At 49.2% G+C, this 16074-nt stretch carries 16 protein-coding genes; 10 read left to right on the top strand and 6 right to left on the bottom strand.

Annotation, left to right across the window (positions count from 1 at the left end):
- Nucleotide 1: 1 nt before the first annotated feature.
- Nucleotides 2-1138 carry a formate--phosphoribosylaminoimidazolecarboxamide ligase family protein gene (locus ACYQ27_RS00780; RefSeq protein WP_460040777.1) on the top strand — a complete coding sequence of 379 codons (1137 nt, stop codon included), beginning with the start codon at nt 2-4 and terminating at the stop codon, nt 1136-1138.
- A gap of 28 nt (nt 1139-1166) precedes the next feature.
- Here the strand turns inward: ACYQ27_RS00780 and ACYQ27_RS00775 are convergent, their stop codons facing one another.
- Genes ACYQ27_RS00775 through ACYQ27_RS00765 form a run of 3 tightly spaced genes read right to left on the bottom strand, consistent with a single transcriptional unit; the run spans nt 1167 to nt 3381 of the window.
- Nucleotides 1167-2567 (bottom strand): hypothetical protein, encoded by a 1401-nt coding sequence (locus ACYQ27_RS00775; RefSeq protein ID WP_460040776.1) that lies wholly within the window; start codon nt 2565-2567, stop codon nt 1167-1169.
- A 10-nt stretch (nt 2568-2577) separates the two neighbouring features.
- On the bottom strand, nt 2578-3030 hold the full coding sequence (locus ACYQ27_RS00770) for a hypothetical protein (RefSeq protein ID WP_456452278.1): 453 nt from the start codon (nt 3028-3030) through the stop codon (nt 2578-2580).
- Between the two features lie 21 nt (nt 3031-3051).
- Entirely contained in the window at nt 3052-3381 is a 330-nt protein-coding gene (locus tag ACYQ27_RS00765) for a hypothetical protein (RefSeq protein WP_460040775.1), read from the bottom strand.
- A gap of 389 nt (nt 3382-3770) precedes the next feature.
- On the opposite strand from ACYQ27_RS00765, the gene purS reads away from it, so the two are divergent.
- The 9 genes from purS to ACYQ27_RS00720 all read left to right on the top strand — a co-directional run bounded on the left by purS (nt 3771) and on the right by ACYQ27_RS00720 (nt 10737).
- Nucleotides 3771-4016, top strand: a complete 246-nt coding sequence (gene purS, locus ACYQ27_RS00760) for a phosphoribosylformylglycinamidine synthase subunit PurS (protein WP_460040774.1) — start codon at nt 3771-3773, stop codon at nt 4014-4016.
- 1 nt (nt 4017) lies between these two features.
- On the top strand, nt 4018-4689 hold the full coding sequence (gene purQ / locus ACYQ27_RS00755) for a phosphoribosylformylglycinamidine synthase I (protein WP_460040773.1): 672 nt from the start codon (nt 4018-4020) through the stop codon (nt 4687-4689).
- Nucleotides 4690-4694: 5 nt separating this feature from the next.
- A complete protein-coding gene (gene purL / locus ACYQ27_RS00750) occupies nt 4695-6833 on the top strand; it encodes a phosphoribosylformylglycinamidine synthase subunit PurL (RefSeq protein ID WP_460040772.1) in 2139 nt (712 codons plus the stop codon).
- A complete protein-coding gene (locus ACYQ27_RS00745) occupies nt 6830-7825 on the top strand; it encodes a formate--phosphoribosylaminoimidazolecarboxamide ligase (protein WP_456452676.1) in 996 nt (331 codons plus the stop codon). The genes purL and ACYQ27_RS00745 overlap by 4 nt, the downstream gene beginning before the upstream one ends.
- A gap of 68 nt (nt 7826-7893) precedes the next feature.
- Nucleotides 7894-8817: a glutamine-hydrolyzing GMP synthase gene (gene guaA, locus ACYQ27_RS00740; RefSeq protein ID WP_460041749.1), complete on the top strand. Its 924-nt coding sequence runs from the start codon at nt 7894-7896 to the stop codon at nt 8815-8817.
- Between the two features lie 42 nt (nt 8818-8859).
- Entirely contained in the window at nt 8860-9075 is a 216-nt protein-coding gene (locus ACYQ27_RS00735) for an antitoxin AF2212-like protein (RefSeq protein ID WP_456452672.1), read from the top strand.
- Entirely contained in the window at nt 9072-9521 is a 450-nt protein-coding gene (locus ACYQ27_RS00730) for a type II toxin-antitoxin system VapC family toxin (protein ID WP_456395263.1), read from the top strand. The genes ACYQ27_RS00735 and ACYQ27_RS00730 overlap by 4 nt, the downstream gene beginning before the upstream one ends.
- A complete protein-coding gene (locus ACYQ27_RS00725; RefSeq protein WP_456452668.1) occupies nt 9518-10084 on the top strand; it encodes a GMP synthase subunit A in 567 nt (188 codons plus the stop codon). Before ACYQ27_RS00730 ends, ACYQ27_RS00725 begins: the two co-directional genes overlap by 4 nt.
- 341 nt (nt 10085-10425) lie before the next feature.
- The gene (locus ACYQ27_RS00720) at nt 10426-10737 is read left to right on the top strand and encodes a hypothetical protein (protein ID WP_460040771.1); all 312 of its coding nucleotides are present in this window, start codon (nt 10426-10428) and stop codon (nt 10735-10737) included.
- Here ACYQ27_RS00720 and ACYQ27_RS00715 read toward each other — a convergent pair.
- The 3 genes from ACYQ27_RS00715 to ACYQ27_RS00705 are packed head-to-tail and all read right to left on the bottom strand — an operon-like array spanning nt 10677 to nt 16067.
- Nucleotides 10677-11450, bottom strand: coding sequence for a DUF2101 family protein (locus ACYQ27_RS00715; RefSeq protein ID WP_456452662.1), 774 nt, complete (start codon nt 11448-11450; stop codon nt 10677-10679). The genes ACYQ27_RS00720 and ACYQ27_RS00715 overlap by 61 nt on opposite strands.
- Before the next feature lie 13 nt (nt 11451-11463).
- A complete protein-coding gene (locus ACYQ27_RS00710) occupies nt 11464-13899 on the bottom strand; it encodes a DUF2341 domain-containing protein (protein ID WP_460040770.1) in 2436 nt (811 codons plus the stop codon).
- Nucleotides 13899-16067: a TPM domain-containing protein gene (locus ACYQ27_RS00705; RefSeq protein WP_460040769.1), complete on the bottom strand. Its 2169-nt coding sequence runs from the start codon at nt 16065-16067 to the stop codon at nt 13899-13901. Before ACYQ27_RS00705 ends, ACYQ27_RS00710 begins: the two co-directional genes overlap by 1 nt.
- Between the last annotated feature and the right edge of the window lie 7 nt (nt 16068-16074).

Genomic DNA, 16074 nt, shown 5'->3' with positions numbered 1-16074 from the left:
AATGATTGAAAGGGAGCGGATTCTGGAAGTTCTGGAGAAATACGATAGGGAAAAGGTTGTTATCGGAGCAATAGGGAGCCATTCGGCCCTTGACATAGCCGATGGTGCGAAAGCTGAGGGGCTTAAAACACTTATCATCGCTCAAGAGGGAAGGCACAGAACATACGCCGAGTACTTCAGGCAAAAGAGGACGAAGGACGGCTTAATGAAGGGTTTCATAGATGAGGTAATCGTTCTGGAGAGGTTCGGCGGAATCATCGACATTCAGGAGGAGCTGAGGAGGAGGAACGTTATCTTCGTCCCCAACCGCTCCTTCGTGGTTTATACGGGGATTGACAGAGTGGAGGACGAGTTTTTGGTGCCGCTCTTCGGGAGCCGCAATTTGCTCAGGAGCGAGGAGAGGAGCGAGGAGAAGAGCTACTACTGGCTGCTTGAGAAGGCGGGGCTTCCATACCCGGAGCCCGTGGAGCCGGAGGATATAAACGAGCTTGTAATCGTCAAGCTACCACATGCGAAGAAGAGACTTGAGCGCGGCTTCTTTACCGCCGCAAGCTACAAGGAGTTCCGCGAGAAGGCGGAGAAGCTGACAAAGCATGGCGTGATCACGGAGGAGGACCTCGCCAAAGCGAGAATCGAGCGCTACATAATAGGCCCGGTCTTCAACTTCGACTTCTTCTACTCGCCGGTTGATGAGGAGATTGAGCTCCTTGGAATAGACTGGCGCTTCGAGACCAGCCTGGACGGCCACGTGCGCCTTCCGGCGAGCCAGCAGCTGACCCTCCAGGAGCATCAGTTCGAGCCAGAATACACCGTATGCGGTCATGCGAGCTCCACCTTGAGGGAGTCCCTCCTTGAGAAGGTCTTTGACATGGCCGAGCGCTACGTTAAAGCGACCCAAAAGTACTACCCGCCCGGAATCATCGGGCCTTTCACGCTCCAGACGGCCGTTGACAAGGACTTGAACTTCTACATCTACGACGTGGCACCGAGAACGGGCGGCGGAACCAACATCCACATGGCCATGGGCCATCCCTACGGCAACGCCCTGTGGAGGAAGGAAATGAGCACCGGAAGGAGAATTGCGCTTGAGATAAAGCGTGCGATTGAGCTGGACGAGCTTGAGAAGGTTGTTACTTAACGGTGTTGAGCAAAATAAAGAAAGGAAATCATGATACCAGCGCCATTATATCCTTTTCATCTTTGCTTTTTGCGCATACATACCCGAGCTTTCTTTTCCTTGAGTAGCCCACCACAATGTTCTTTCCATTGTAGAATACGACATCATCATCCCAGATGTTTCTATTTAACTCTCTGAGTGCTCTTTCGTTAAGTCTGCCTCTAAAGACAGCGCAGATTCCATCCCTGCACTCCCAGATCTCGGTTTTTTCGGGCCAGAGGAGGTTTAGCCTTAATGCATGGCTTAAAACCTCCTCCTGGAGCTCTACACCCGGAGGAACTCCCCTAGAATGATTGTGGTTGAGTATTATCATAAGTCCCCGGGTTAGAGCCCACAGTGGAGGATCGTTGTGCTCGTAGTCGCCTCCGAGGTTAATGTACGGGTTAGCATAGAGGAATTCGGGAATCCTGCGCTTCCACATCATGAACTCGGTGATTCTCGTTAGCCGTATTATTCTGTTGGAGATGACGCGGTAGTCCTCGTACCACTTTATGTCGTTGCCCCACTTGAGGTTCACACGTTTGAGCTTTCCAAGCCATATATCCTCACTGAGCTTCGTCTTAAACAGGTTGTTTTCTTTTGCAAATTCGTAGGCTTTAAGAAAAATCTCGTAGGCTTCCCTGACGAGTTTGAACCTCCGCAGGGCGAAGTTGTAAACCACTCCCCCGCTCAGGTTCCAGATGACCTCTTGAATTGAGCCTATTGGGTCTTCAGTGTTTCCGCCCTCCACAAGCTCCCATTCTTTCTTTGCCTTCTCGTGGAACTTCCTGCCGTTCTCCTCAAATTCTTTCAGCGTTTTCTGATATTCCTCCCAGTAGTTGATTTCTTTTGGCTTAGGGAACTTGCCCAAGGTTTCTATGAGTTCTTTTGGAACTTCATAGCCTTGGGATTCAAAGTATTCTTTAAGCGTGAGAAGGATCTCTCTTGATGGAACTAAATTGCATAATTCTACGATATTTTCCTTAGATATGGAGTTGTCCTGAGTAATTTCAGAGTAAATATCACATATAATGTTCGCAATCCTGAAACTCCTGTGGATGTCTGGATATTTCCTCAAAATATTATCAATGTTCACATTCTTGGCCCTTGAGTATTCTACTATCTCCCTGAAATATGAGCATGCCTCTTTGAGGAGAATGTTTCTATCTGATGTTCCCAATAGAATAATGGATGGCCCTAGTTCATTTTTAAGTTTTGTCTCGTCACTGCTGAAAAATCCGATTATTCCCCATGAAAAAAAAGAAAGTAATTGAGGCAGCCGTTCTTCGAACTGGATCAATTGTTCTTCCATAGACAATGGTTTTCTAGTTATTAAGCTTATTCCCTCCTTGATGTCCTTCCACATACGTATGGCGGAGGTGTAGTTTCCTGCAATCGAGATGAGGTTCATAGCTATCACCTCAGCCATATATAAATGCCACATAAAGATTTGATCCTTTCATCCTGTAAACGGAAACTATACCCGGCTGACCTTCCAGATTGCGATAGTACCCGTCCCTTATCAGGGAGGTAACTCTAAAAACTGTGGTTCCCTTTGCCTCCCATTGTGTCAAAGGAATATTCGGGATATCAACATAAGGGAAATCGGGTCCTTCTTCATTGGGCTTTTTAGGCAGGGTTATATTCTTAGCATTATACACCTTTTCTATTGCAAGATATGCCACAGCCTCTCCCGTTGCTCCGATGATAAATCGAATTCCCTTTAAAGCCGCCAGTTCCCAGTTGCCCTCCTTTAAATTTTTCACAGTTGCATTGAGGGCGAGCCTCCCTGATGGGACAATGAGTATTGCCCCGACCAGTTCTCCTACAGTAACTTTGAAATCCTTATCTTTTACATGAACAAATTCCTTCACGTAAATTCTCTTGGGGAGACCTCAATAAAACTCTCTTTCATAGATGTGGATTGTCTTTTCGTCCTTTTTTCTCTCTTCTATGTAATTATAGAAGTACTGATAAGCGCTGTCGAGCTTTTCACGAATTTCGTCACCATATTTGGCATATGCAACTGCGATGCCCGCTACTATTATTGCCATTGCAAACAGAGCATATGGCCCGGTTAGAATGAAAGATCCTACAGAGAAAACTTCCACGATTCCCGAAATAACTGTGCCAACCGGGGTAGTGCCGATAGGTTTCTTCAAAAAATTCGTAGCGATGATCTCATTTTGTCTCTGCTTTTTTAAGGAAGCCTCTGAAGTATCCACCACAGCGCCGTTTATGAACTCTTCCTTACTTAGATGACTTTCAATGAATGCTTTAACCTCTTCAGGGGTTTTCAGGATGGAGTTTTCGGTTATAATAATCCTTGCCGGAACTCCGTAAATTTCGATTTCACATGCAATTACCCTGCTTTTGTCTGCTGAACTGCATTTCCTGTGGCAAGTGCTGGATTTACTATTAGTCCGAAGATCAAAATAATAACAAACATGCTAATGATTCTTTTCATCGAATCACCATAATATTAAAGCAGTTTATAAAAGTTGTTGCCAATAGTAATCTTAAAAACAACGGAAAGCTAATTTATTGACAAATTTATGTTAAAACAAACCTTAAAAACCAAAAATTTTTACATATTTTTGATAAGGTGATACCCATGAAGTGGAAGGCAAAAGTCATCGTGCGTTTGAAGGAAGGCCTTAACGACCCGGAGGGGAGGGTCATTGGAAAGGCATTCAAAAATCTGGGCTATAAAATTGAGGAGCTGAAGGTGCCGAAATACTTTGAGCTCGTTTTTGAGAGCGAAAATCCTGAGAAGGACGTCGAGGAGATGTGCAAACGCCTGCTCGCCAACCCCATTATACACACCTACGAATACGAGATAGAGCCTTTAGGTGAGTGAGATGCCGAAGTTCGCCGTTATAGTGTTTCCAGGGACAAACTGCGACTTTGAGACCCTTGAAGCGATTAGAAAAGCAGGGGGCAAAGCGGAGAGGGTGTGGTATAAAACCAGGCTAAAGGACTTCGATGGAGTTGTTTTGCCCGGGGGATTCAGCTACGCTGATTATCTTAGGGCCGGAGCGATAAGCGCTAGGGCCGGGATAATGGAGGAGGTTAAAGCCCTCGCCGGCGAAGGCAAACCGGTTTTGGGAATATGCAACGGCTTTCAGGTCTTGACCGAGAGCGGGCTTCTGCCCGGAGCGTTAAGGCCCAACAAAATACCGAGATTCCTGTGCAGGTGGGTTTACCTCAAAGTTAGCGACACCCAAACCGCGTTTACCCAGCTCTATGAAGAGGGAGAGGTCATCAGAATGCCGATAGCCCATGCGGAAGGGAATTACTACACCGACGGGCCCTCAAAGGTTCGCATAGCCTTTCAGTACAGCGATGAGAAAGGAAATATCACGGAGGAGGCAAACCCAAACGGCTCGCTCTTGAACATAGCAGGGATAGCAAACGAGAGGGGCAACGTCCTGGGAATGATGCCCCACCCGGAGAGGGCGAGCGATACATGGCTGGGAAGTGAGGACGGATTAAGGCTCTTCAGGAGCATGGTGGAGTATGCTAAGAGGTGATTCTCATGTTCCCCCACGAGGAGAAGATCATCAGGGAAAGGCTCGGCAGAGAGCCGAACGAAGTTGAGTGGGCCATGCTTGAGGTGATGTGGAGCGAGCACGCCTCCTATAAATCGAGCAGGCCCTGGTTAAAGCTTTTACCTACCAAAAACGAGCACGTAATCTTGGGCCCTGGAGAAGATGCTGGTGTTGTAAAGTTTGATGAGAACACTGCCATAGTTGTCGGAATAGAGAGCCACAACCACCCCTCGGCTGTCGAACCCTACGGCGGGGCCGCAACGGGCGTCGGCGGAATTGTTAGAGATATTCTATGTATGGGCGCCCGCCCCATAGCTTTGCTCGACCCGATACGCTTCGGGCCCCTTGAGAAGGAGCGCAACCGCTATCTCTTCGAGTACGTGGTGAAGGGTATAGCCGACTACGGCAACAGGATAGGTGTTCCAACGGTTGGGGGAGAGACGGAGTTCGATGAGAGCCTTGAGGGCTATACGCTCGTGAATGTGGCGTGCATAGGCTTAATGAGGCCCGAAGAGCTTGTGCACAGCTATGTGGAAGAGAGCGGCCTTTTGCTCGTTTTAGTTGGAAACAGGACAGGAAGGGACGGAATTCACGGGGTTACCTTTGCGAGTGAAGAGCTGAGCGAGAACGCAGATCGCTCCGCGGTGCAGATTCCAGACCCCTTCACGGAGAAGCTTTTAATCGAGGCAACGCTTGAAGCGCTGAAGACCGGGAAGGTTAGGGCCCTCAAAGACCTCGGCGGCGGCGGGCTAACGTGCGCTTCCTCGGAGATGGCGGGAAAGAAGGGTTTTGGCGCAATAATTTATGCGGATAGGGTTCCCCAGAGGGAGCCAGACATGAACGCAATGGAGGTCATGATTTCCGAGAGCCAGGAGCGGATGCTCTTTGCCATCAAGAAGGAAGATCTGGAAGAGATAACAAAGATCTTCGAGAAATACGAGCTCGAATGGGTCGTGGTCGGGGAGACCATTGAGGAGCCCCGCTACATCGTCTACTGGGGCAATGAGAAGGTTGCTGACCTGCCAGTAGACCTCTTGGCAGAGGTCCCCACGATAGAGTGGGAGGCAAAACCATATGCTCTCGAAAAGGACGTGGAAACGCCGGAGATAAGCGTCGGGGAAGCCCTCCTTAAGGTGCTCTCAGGTCCCAATGTGGTGGGCAAGGAGTGGGTCTACAGGCAGTACGACCACGAGGTTCAGGGGAGAACGGTATTAAAGCCCGGCCTTGATGCGGCGGTGCTTAAGATAAACGACGAATACGGGCTGGCTTTTGTGAGCGATGGGAATCCCTCCTACTCGTATTTAAACCCCTACCACGGCGCGATGGGGGCGGTTGCCGAGGTCGTTCGGAACCTGGCGAGCGTGGGGGCCAAACCTCTGGCGCTGGTGGACAACCTTAACTTTGCATCTCCGGAGAGGCCCGAGGTTTACTGGAGCTTCATAGAGACCATTAAGGGATTAGCAGATGGGGCAAAGGCCTTTGGCTTAGCTTATGTGAGCGGGAACGTCAGCTTCTACAACGAGGTGGGGAACAAGCCGATAAAACCGGCCCCTGTCGTTGCGGGCCTTGGAAAGGTGAAGCTTGAGCACGTCATGACCATGGACTTCAAAGACGAAGGAGACCTCATAGCCGTCGTGGGGGTAACGAAGAAGGAGCTCGGGGGAAGTGAGCTCTACCGCATCCTCGGTATTGAGGGGGGAGTGGCCCCGAGGGTTGACCCGGAGAGGGAAAGGAGGAATGCGGAGGGCATTTTGAGGGCAATAGAGCTCGGGTTGGTGAAGGCCGTTCACGATGTGAGCAAAGGCGGAATGGCTGTGGCGCTGGTGGAGATGGCCCTCGCCGGAGGGGTTGGCTTTGAAGTTGACATAAGTAAAGTTCCAGTGGAAATGGAGCTCTCCCCCGTGGAGGTGCTCTTTTCGGAAAGTCAGGCCCGCTTCGTGGTCAGCTTTAACAGGGAAAGCCTCGAAAAGCTCAGAGGGCTGTTTGACGACTTCGCCGTGATAGGGAAAGTGGGGGGAGAAGAGCTACTCTTTAAGGACAGAGAGAAAGAACTGGCAGGGTTAAGCCTGGAGGAAACCCGGAGGGCCTATAATTCGCTCCCACAACTTCTGGGTGATGGAGAATGATGATAGGCACCTACGCCTCTCACTCCGCCCTTCAGATTCTCAAAGGGGCTAAGGATGAGGGCTTTAAAACGGTCGCTTTTGGAAAGGAAAGGGTTAAACCGCTCTACACGAAATACTTCCCGGTTGCGGATGAGTTTTTGGTGGGGGAGTATCCCGAGAGGGAGCTTCTGGAAAAGGAGGTAATAGTAATCCCGACGGGCTCATTCGTGGCACACCTGGGCATTGAAAGGGTTGAGTCCATGAAAGTGCCGTACTACGGGAATAAAAAAGTCCTCAGATGGGAGAGCGACAGGAATCTGGAGAGGAAATGGCTCCAGAAAGCGGGGCTTAAGGTTCCAAGGGTCTATGGAGACCCCGACGATATTGATGTGCCCGTCATCGTGAAGTTTCACGGTGCCAAGGGTGGTAAGGGCTACTTCCTGGCCAGGGATTCGAGGGACTTCTGGGAGAAGGCCAAAAAGGCGGGCATCACGGGCAAGGAGGGCTTAAGGGGCGTTCAGATTCAGGAGTACATCCTCGGGGTCCCCGTATATCCGCACTACTTCTACTCAAAGCTCAACGGCGAGCTTGAGCTCATGAGCGTTGACAGGAGGTATGAGACCAACGTGGACGGCATCGGGCGTATAAACGCAAAGGATCAGCTTGAGCTCGGCATTGAGGGCTCCTACGTCGTTGTCGGCAACATCCCCATAGTCCTGAGGGAGAGCCTCCTGATGGACGTTATAGAGATGGGAGAGAGGACGGTTAAAGCGGCCGAAGAACTCATGGGCGGCCTCTGGGGCCCCTTCTGCCTGGAAACGATACTCACGGACGAGATGGAGTTCATAGTCTTTGAGATTTCCGCGAGGATTGTGGCGGGGACGAACCCCTTCGTAAACGGCTCGCCCTACAGCTGGCTCCGCTATGATTTCCCCATGAGCACGGGGCGGAGAATTGCAGGGGAGATAAAGCAGGCCATAGAGGAGGACAGGCTGGAGGATATTTTGACATGAAGATGATAAATAGTCTTATAAATGGTTAAATTTTATGCAAAAGAAAGTAGAAAGTAAAGGTGATCGTCATGTGGGAGAGCTTCATAGATGAGAAGGTAACCGAGGTCAGGGAAAAGGTGGGAGATGGAAAGGCCATTATAGCGCTCTCGGGGGGAGTTGACAGCTCAACGTGCGCCATCTTAGCGCACAGAGCCATCGGCGACAGGCTCTATGCCGTCTTCGTCAATACGGGCTTCCTGAGGAAGGGAGAGCCGGAGTTCGTCATAAAGACGTTCAGGGATGAGTTTGGCTTAAACCTAATCTACGTCGACGCTCAGGAGCGCTTCTTTGAAGCGCTGAAGGGAGTGACGGACCCGGAGGAAAAGCGCAGGATAATAGGAAAGGTCTTCATAGACGTCTTTGAGGAGGTTGCCCGTGAGATAGATGCCAACTTTTTAATTCAGGGCACCATAGCCCCGGACTGGATTGAGAGCAAGGGGAAGATAAAGAGCCACCACAACGTCGGCGGATTACCGGAACGTTTGAACCTTGAGCTAATCGAGCCCCTGAGGGACTTATACAAGGATGAGGTCAGGGAGGTTGCGAGAGAGCTTGGCCTTCCGGAGAGGATATACAACAGAATGCCGTTCCCCGGGCCGGGCCTGGCCGTCCGTGTGCTCGGAGAGGTAACACCCGAGAAGGTTGCAATCGTCAGGGAGGCGAACGTCATAGTCGAGGATGAGATTGAGAAGGCCAGGCTAAAGCCGTGGCAGGCCTTTGCCGTGCTTCTGGGAGTTAAGACCGTTGGTGTGCAGGGGGACATAAGGGCCTACAAGGAGACGATAGCCGTCCGCGTCGTTGAGAGCCTCGACGGAATGACGGCCAACGCCATGAACGTGCCCTTTGAGGTGCTGCAAAGGATCGCCTTCAGGATAACGAGCGAGGTTCCCCAGGTGGGGAGGGTGCTCTACGACATAACGAACAAGCCTCCGGCGACGATTGAGTTTGAGTAACTTCGATACTTTTATCTATTTTTAAAGCGAGGTATTGCTGAGGTGGAGGTTGTGGATATCATAGAGGTTGTGTATGAGAACGGCGTGCTGAAGCCCCTTAAGCCCCTAAAACTGAAGGAGGGGCAGAGGTTAGTGGTCAGAGTCTACGAGGGGAATGTTGTAAGGAAAACGGAAAAGTTCAGGAAGATTATAGCGCCGGAGAAGTTCAGCGAGAGTCCGGAGGAGTACCTGCTAAAGCTCAGGGAGGAGAAGATATGAAGGTTGTCGCGGACACTTCCGTGATGGTTAGCCTTTTCTCCAGTTTTTATCCCTATCGAACGGAGATTTCAAAGCGTATAGCCTCTCTCACAGAAATGGGAGTAATTGAGCTTTACTCTCCCCGTCTTGGTGAATTTGAGTTCATAGCTGTGATTACCCGGTTTCTTTCCAGAGAACTTGCGGAGGAGGCGTGGGGCATATACAGGTCGTTGATTACCGAGTTCCTCGGTGAGGGAGTACTATCAGACCTCCTAAGGGAGTTTTCCTTTGAAACGTCTCACCGAATCCCAGACCTCTACTTCATCGCAACCGCCCGCTATCTCAACGCTGTTCTCATAACCAACGATAAGCGAATGGCCGAGCTGGCAGGGAAACTTGGTTTGAGAGCATTTTACTTAGTTGAAGACTCCGATGAATTTTTCAAATCTCTGGAGGTGAAAGAATGATAATTATAATGGATAACCACGGGCAGTATGTGCACAGAATCTGGCGCACCCTTAGATACCTCGGCGTTGAGGCGAGGATAATCCCGAACACAACTCCTCTGGAGGAAATTAAGGCACTTGAGCCAAGGGGCATAATCTTCTCGGGCGGGCCAGATATTGAGAGGACCGGAAACTGCGGGGCAATTCTGGAGCGCTACGACGAGTTCAACGTGCCCCTTCTGGGAATATGCCTCGGCCACCAGCTCATAGCAAGGCACTTTGGCGGAAGGGTTGGAAGGGGCGAGAAAGCGGAGTACAGCCTCGTTGAGGTGGAAATCCTGGACGAGGATGACATCTTCAAGGGACTCCCGGGGCGCCTCAAAGTCTGGGAGAGCCACATGGACGAGGTTAAGGAGCTCCCGGAGGACTTCGAACTTTTAGCCAGGAGCGAATTCTGCCCGGTTGAGGCAATGAAACATAAAACTCTCCCCATCTACGGCGTCCAGTTCCATCCAGAGGTCGCGCACACGGAGCGCGGTTCGGAGATTTATAAAAACTTCGCAGAGCTATGTGGCGAGCTTTAGCCCTTTCTGTTCTTCCCGCTTTTTTTTTGGAAAACTTAAACACTTATTGGATCATGGTGGGAATATGATATCACAAGGTGGATTCGAAGGGACGTCTCTATATTCCCAAGAGCATGAGGGACAGGGTTGGAAAAGAGGTTTATCTTGTGGAAACCCCGGACGGAATACGGGCTCAAGGTTTTCGATGCCTTCCATGCCGCCAGCTGCGGAGGAGCATTATAAGCTCAGACTCCGTCTACGACAAACTCGGTATAGCACTGATAAACCTTAGAAAGCCCCCTGAGTAATTTTTTCTACCCCTTCATTTTACGATGTCAAATTGCAAAATCGAAAACCTTTTAATGTTCTGCATATTACTAATTCTAAGGGTATTGGAGGGCGCGCTCATGGGCTACACGATTTACTACAGAATAAAGCTTGATGAGCCTGAGAAGGCATTCCGCTTCATCGAGAGGGTCTGCAGGGGGCTCGGCATGGAATGCGAGCTCGAAGGGGAGGGGATACGAATCACATGTCCCTCCGTGGAGCCCCTTATAATCAAAAACGGGGAGGGCTTTGCAAAGACCTATGGAAGGGAGCCGTGCACATCCCTCTACCTGCTGCTGTTGCTGTCGCTCTCGGCTTTTGGCTCGGTTGGGCTCTGGGAGGACTGATCCCCGAGATAGACTTCCATGATTTTTCTGGGCACCGCCCCTTTCATGAGCCTCTCCTCGACGAGGAGCTTCACTATCCTGCCCTCCTTCAAATCTCCAACTTTATCGACCCAGTAGTAGCCGGGCTTCACGTTGGCGGCTATGTCATCATGGACAAACACCCTGACGAGGTCGCCCTTGATCTCCTCGACAACACCGTATGTCCAGTCCCTGCCGTATTTCGCCCTGAACATCTGTCTGAACAGCAGAACAACCGCAAATATAACTATCAGGTATGCATAGTAGTAATAAACTACGTGGGTGAGCCTTCTGAGCACCGTGTATCCCACAAAAGCCAGAAACGCTATGAGGGAGAGCCCATAGTAAAAGTATCTGTAGGGTTTAAAGTCAATGAAGAAATAGTAGTTCCGCCAGAGAAGCCTGTGGATGTAGAGGAAATAGACGAGCGCCGTGAGCATGAGCAACGGGATGCTGCGGATCAACAGCAGAATCAGCAGATTAAGGAGCAGATATGCCAGAAAAACAAGCTGAAGCTTCAGGCTTAGAAATTCATGAATGGTAATACTCTTTTTAACCAGCCTCCTCAGCAGCCTGAAATCCGGTGGCAGTTCCCTCGGTGAGGGAAATAGGAGCTCTCTAAAGGCTCCCGACAGTTTTACCGCAGCTGATTCTACCCGCTCGCCCACCACATAAAAAAAATCTTCAAGCTTCATGATTTCACCTCACTCATCTCTGAAGCAAATCCTGAGCCCCCTGGGTGCCGAAGATCGCGGCTGCGGTTTGGTTGTCTATGAACAGATATACGTCGGATCTATCAGGGGTATCCGAAATTCCATAAACCCGATATCCGGAGACCGTTGAGGCGCTTCCGAAATACTTCTGCAGGAAATAATAATCCACGCTGCTCTCCTGATTGGAGTTTAAGTCCGCAGTAGAAACACCAATGGTGCCCAGCAGATTCAGCAGAGCTTGATCATATGGGGCAGGGCCGGGAACCATGAAGCTAACAAGGCCAATTGGATAATACTGGCTTCCGTATTTAACACCGAGTTCATCCTGCATTTCGTGGGCAAGGGTTACGTACGCGTCGTGGTTTGTGCTGCTCCCCTCAAGGCGCTCAAAGAAAGACCATCCTCCATATATGCCGAAGTAGCGGTTGTCCTGAATGCAGTTTATGAAGGGCTGGATGTCGTAGGCTCTGGCAGAGGTCGCAGATACTAAAGTAGAAACTGGTTTTTGTTCCACCTGCGTTGATATTGAGACTGTTGGAGGTGTAGAAGCATATTTGCGAACGCGTATCCAGTTGATATATCCAAATCTCGTGGTTGAATCAGTGTCCGCCGCAATCTGAAGATAGAATGGACTGAGAGGAGGTGAAACAGCCGCTGTAAGCCAGCTGTTTGTATATGAATCCCAGAATTGTATCTGGGTTCCGGTATAGATAATTTCAAAGCTCTGCCAGTCTGTGGAGTATATTGGGCTCCCAGTAGCAGAGTAAACACCATAGACCCGAAGATTCTTCTCATTATATGCGTTCACCCAGAATATCCCTCCATATCCGTCGTACCATGCATAAATAGCAGAATTGCTGAGCCATGGTGTTGTATCCGTAGGAACAAGGCCTACGGTCAGATCCGTGTCATAAAAGAAATAACCTCCTAACCTCCAAACGCCTTCAATAACAACATTCGGAGTGAAGCTTCTGAGGGTGTTTATGTAATATTGATTGTTCCAGTTACCCCACATTTCAATATATCCATTTGAGACAACATATTGATTCGTGTTTGTTGTCCATTTCGTTGTGTTTAACGATGTGCCACTGAAGTCATCATAAAACTCAAATACTTTATTTGGATCCCCAAGCGTTTCTGTTCCGCTTGAATCAAAATATATTTCCAGGGTTACTTGGGAACTTGCGGGGATTGTAACGTTTACCCAGATTATGGCTTCTTCAGTGCTCGTGTTCCACTTCTCAACCCAGAAGTTGACTGGAGTACAGTTGCTGTATGTGATTTCTATTATTGGAATATTATCACCATCGCTATCCGCAGTATTGAAGAATGTATTAAGGAGCGTCAGATTTGTAACATGTGAACTATCTATATAAATAGGGACCTGGAAATCCGTTAAGTCTTGGGCCAGATTATTCTGGATTGTCACATTGAAACGATATCCTAAGAGAGAACACCATCCTGTTGCGGGGGTTACACCACTAACATTTTCAAAAACCAGAACTCCCATATCACCATCATTGAACACGTCACCCGGAGAGGTTCTCTTTCCGTCCGAGGTTGTGTTGACGATTATTGGAGAGGTTACATTGATGCTTCCGTTCGCCAGAACATATGCCTCAGCGCCGGCACCGGGATAACTGTCGCCGAAATAAATCTTATCACTTGCTATGCCTGTAGAAAGCTGCCCGATAACCGGGGACTGGGTGCTGCTTCCATTCCCCTCCAGAACCTCCAGGGGCTTGCTGAAAAGCTGGGGAAACGGTATCTGACATGCTCTCAACGATCTCTGATACTTCCCCCCGGTCATTGCAGAAAACATTGGATCCTCAAGATCCCTGATGTCAATTATAGAATAAACCCACCCCGTTCTCGGAAGTGTGCCGGAATAAACCACATTGCCATTTTTGCTTCTCACAGTCACGTTCAAAATTCTGGCTTTTATAACTATCCTGAATGAATCCAGAGGCGCCACGGTTATCTGTATGTGATCAGCAATTGTGGTGGAATTCGGCTGTATAGTGAACCCCTGTTTCCCGAGTTCGGTACTTATATTCGAAATCCAGCTTTCAATATCCTGATTTCCCATGAGTGTGGTGAGCCTTGGATAATTCTGTATCGAGGGAGAACTGCTGTTAATAATCAAATCCCGAATGGTGTTATTGACTTTATATGCTGGATTAATAAAGTTCCCTGTTACTGCAACATAATCAACAACGGCCACAATGGCTCTTTTACCCGAAATTTCCAGTGCTTTCTGAAAATCCAGCTCCAGATATGATACAACATCAAACGTGGTTTCAAGACGCATCCTTTCGCTCTGGGCATGAACAATCTGATAGGAAACATCCTCATACGTGGCCAGCAGCAGCATGAGGGGGATTAAGAGCAGAATAACTGATGAGTTTATCAGAAAGGCTCTCCTCTTCATCAGTGCTCCCTCCATACTCTGAGGGTTATCTGTACCGGGGCAAAGAGGCCGCTTGGAATGTTGCCCATTGAAGCTGTGCTTATGCTAACACCGCTCGGGAGGTCAACGTCTATGGGATTTGACGATGAACCATCATAGGGTGTGCTTTTCCACTCCCCAGGGTTCACATCACTCACATAATTCAGCTTATCAAAGAGCCTTAAAATTGCATCGTCAACCGCGTATTTATTTGGATCAAGGTCATCCACCGTCATCGATTTATACGGCGGGCTTCCAACGAGAATAGATCTCTGATAAACTGTAGAGCCGTCACTGTAGTAATATGTGAGATTATATCCCCCATATACAGGGTATCCTTGAAGAAGTTCAGGGAACACATCCCCATAGCCGGCATACGCCTGGATGAAGTATTTTATAATTCCCCTTGTCTGCTGGTAGCGGAATCCGTAGTTGCTGTCGTAAGATTCACCGTAAAATGTGTTGGTTGTCCCGTTCTGCATTATTGCATCTTTAAAGCGTGAGTATCCAAAACGGTAGAGGTACCAGTCAGCAGGACCGTTATAGATCGTCCCGTTTGTCTGGTCATTTTCCCAGAATACCAGCGGGCCTGTTGGCGAGTCTGTAAATTGAATGGCAATCAGATAGTCAGCATACCATGGTTGAGCATTTTCTGGCAGGGTGTACTGAGCTTTTATCTGGGAATAGACACCGCTCAAAGATGTTGTGCCGGAGTATTCAAAGTCATCATAGTTCAGCGAAATCGCAAGCGGTATTGAATATCTGGTTTCGAGTATTCTGGGTATCACATCCACCTTTACCCACGAGTCCCCTCCACCGTGTATAACTCTGAGCCTGACTGCACTGTCATCAAGGCCGGAGTAGTACCAGTTGCGGCCCGATGCTATGCCCGGAGAGTACCGTGCGTCAAATGCAAGAACCAGCGTGAATGCATGGTCTCCGAGGTCGGAATATGTTACACCGCAGTTCTCCAGTCCCGAAAGTATTTCCTGAGAAGAATAATCAACGACCCCATTTGAGTCAGGGGCTTTAGCGATGTTCATGTCACATACATTAGCCCCATACTGGTAGTAGAGCCTTACGGTATCAATATCAGATGTGCTCAGATGGATTGATATGCCTGTTACATTCCCTGTTGGGACTATGGAGAGGAAATACACAATCCCGGTATAGGATGTTGTGTCGTAAAGCTTGATGAAGTTTGGATTTTCTGTTGCCGTGGAATTCGTGCGGTATTTTACCAGCAGAGAGCTCCCGCTTCCAAAACCCGCCTCAAAGCTCGGCCAATCAAACCACCAAGTAGGCCAACCACAATAATTCGTCGTTATATCGGCATATACCCAGTTCAACCCGGCCCGCAGATAGTTGTGATAGGAATTATCGGAATAATAACCGGTATAATACGGGCCATGCCCGTTTATCCATGCCTCAAAGTTGTTGGCAGAAGACCTTGTGGCAAACATAGCATCTCCGTAGAACACCTCTGCATCCGAGGGAATTGTGAAGGTAACATTGGCAGTAAAATCGTTGGAATTCCCATAGTAGGTGCAACCCCCACCAAGAACCCTCTGGATTACTACCAGATTTGCATTTTCGTGAGTGGCCTTCGTCAGATATGCCCTCGCCATATACCCCCTCGGCGTCTGGTTGTATGCATATCCTGTCAGGGTTATGGTGGCCGAGGATACATCACGTGCTGTCGAATAATTGGCACCTCTTCTGGAAAGATAGGGACTTGTATAGTTGTTTATAATGAGCTGGTAGTTGTAACCCTTGAGGGTGTTGTTCAGTATATATCCGAGGATTATGTTGGCTTTGCCGGTAAGGTTTGCGGAGGGATAAACCGGAGCCGCAGCCCAGTAAGTTGCAGCTATGTCGAGCGGGGACATGCTGGGACTGACGAGGGTGGTGTTTAAAACACCGGTGGATATCCACTCATTGATCTTCTGGGGCGAAACGAGGTTCTCAAGGGACGCTGTTCTCATCAGCTCCAGTGTGCTCTGCGCGGTGCGGGTGTTCTGGGAGCGCATGTAGGTTGAATAAACGTTCATCCCCTGGCTCTCAACTGAGACCACACTAACGACGAATATCATGACCAACACAAGCGACAGAAGAGCATCAAGGGTAAATACGAATCCCCTCCGCTTCATGGCTCCC

It is taken from the genome of Thermococcus atlanticus (assembly GCF_054657855.1).
The sequence above is the reverse complement of the archived record's forward strand: the minus strand, read 5'-3'. Positions and strand labels throughout refer to the sequence as shown.

Coding starts and splice junctions, on each gene's coding strand:
- ACYQ27_RS00780 (WP_460040777.1), top strand. CDS start 2: ATGATTGAAAGGGAGCGGATTCTGGAAGTTCTGGAGAAATACGATAGG.
- ACYQ27_RS00775 (WP_460040776.1), bottom strand. CDS start 2,567: ATGAACCTCATCTCGATTGCAGGAAACTACACCTCCGCCATACGTATG.
- purS (WP_460040774.1), top strand. CDS start 3,771: ATGAAGTGGAAGGCAAAAGTCATCGTGCGTTTGAAGGAAGGCCTTAAC.
- purQ (WP_460040773.1), top strand. CDS start 4,018: ATGCCGAAGTTCGCCGTTATAGTGTTTCCAGGGACAAACTGCGACTTT.
- purL (WP_460040772.1), top strand. CDS start 4,695: ATGTTCCCCCACGAGGAGAAGATCATCAGGGAAAGGCTCGGCAGAGAG.
- ACYQ27_RS00745 (WP_456452676.1), top strand. CDS start 6,830: ATGATGATAGGCACCTACGCCTCTCACTCCGCCCTTCAGATTCTCAAA.
- guaA (WP_460041749.1), top strand. CDS start 7,894: ATGTGGGAGAGCTTCATAGATGAGAAGGTAACCGAGGTCAGGGAAAAG.
- ACYQ27_RS00730 (WP_456395263.1), top strand. CDS start 9,072: ATGAAGGTTGTCGCGGACACTTCCGTGATGGTTAGCCTTTTCTCCAGT.
- ACYQ27_RS00725 (WP_456452668.1), top strand. CDS start 9,518: ATGATAATTATAATGGATAACCACGGGCAGTATGTGCACAGAATCTGG.
- ACYQ27_RS00720 (WP_460040771.1), top strand. CDS start 10,426: ATGTTCTGCATATTACTAATTCTAAGGGTATTGGAGGGCGCGCTCATG.
- ACYQ27_RS00715 (WP_456452662.1), bottom strand. CDS start 11,450: ATGAAGCTTGAAGATTTTTTTTATGTGGTGGGCGAGCGGGTAGAATCA.
- ACYQ27_RS00710 (WP_460040770.1), bottom strand. CDS start 13,899: ATGAAGAGGAGAGCCTTTCTGATAAACTCATCAGTTATTCTGCTCTTA.
- ACYQ27_RS00705 (WP_460040769.1), bottom strand. CDS start 16,067: ATGAAGCGGAGGGGATTCGTATTTACCCTTGATGCTCTTCTGTCGCTT.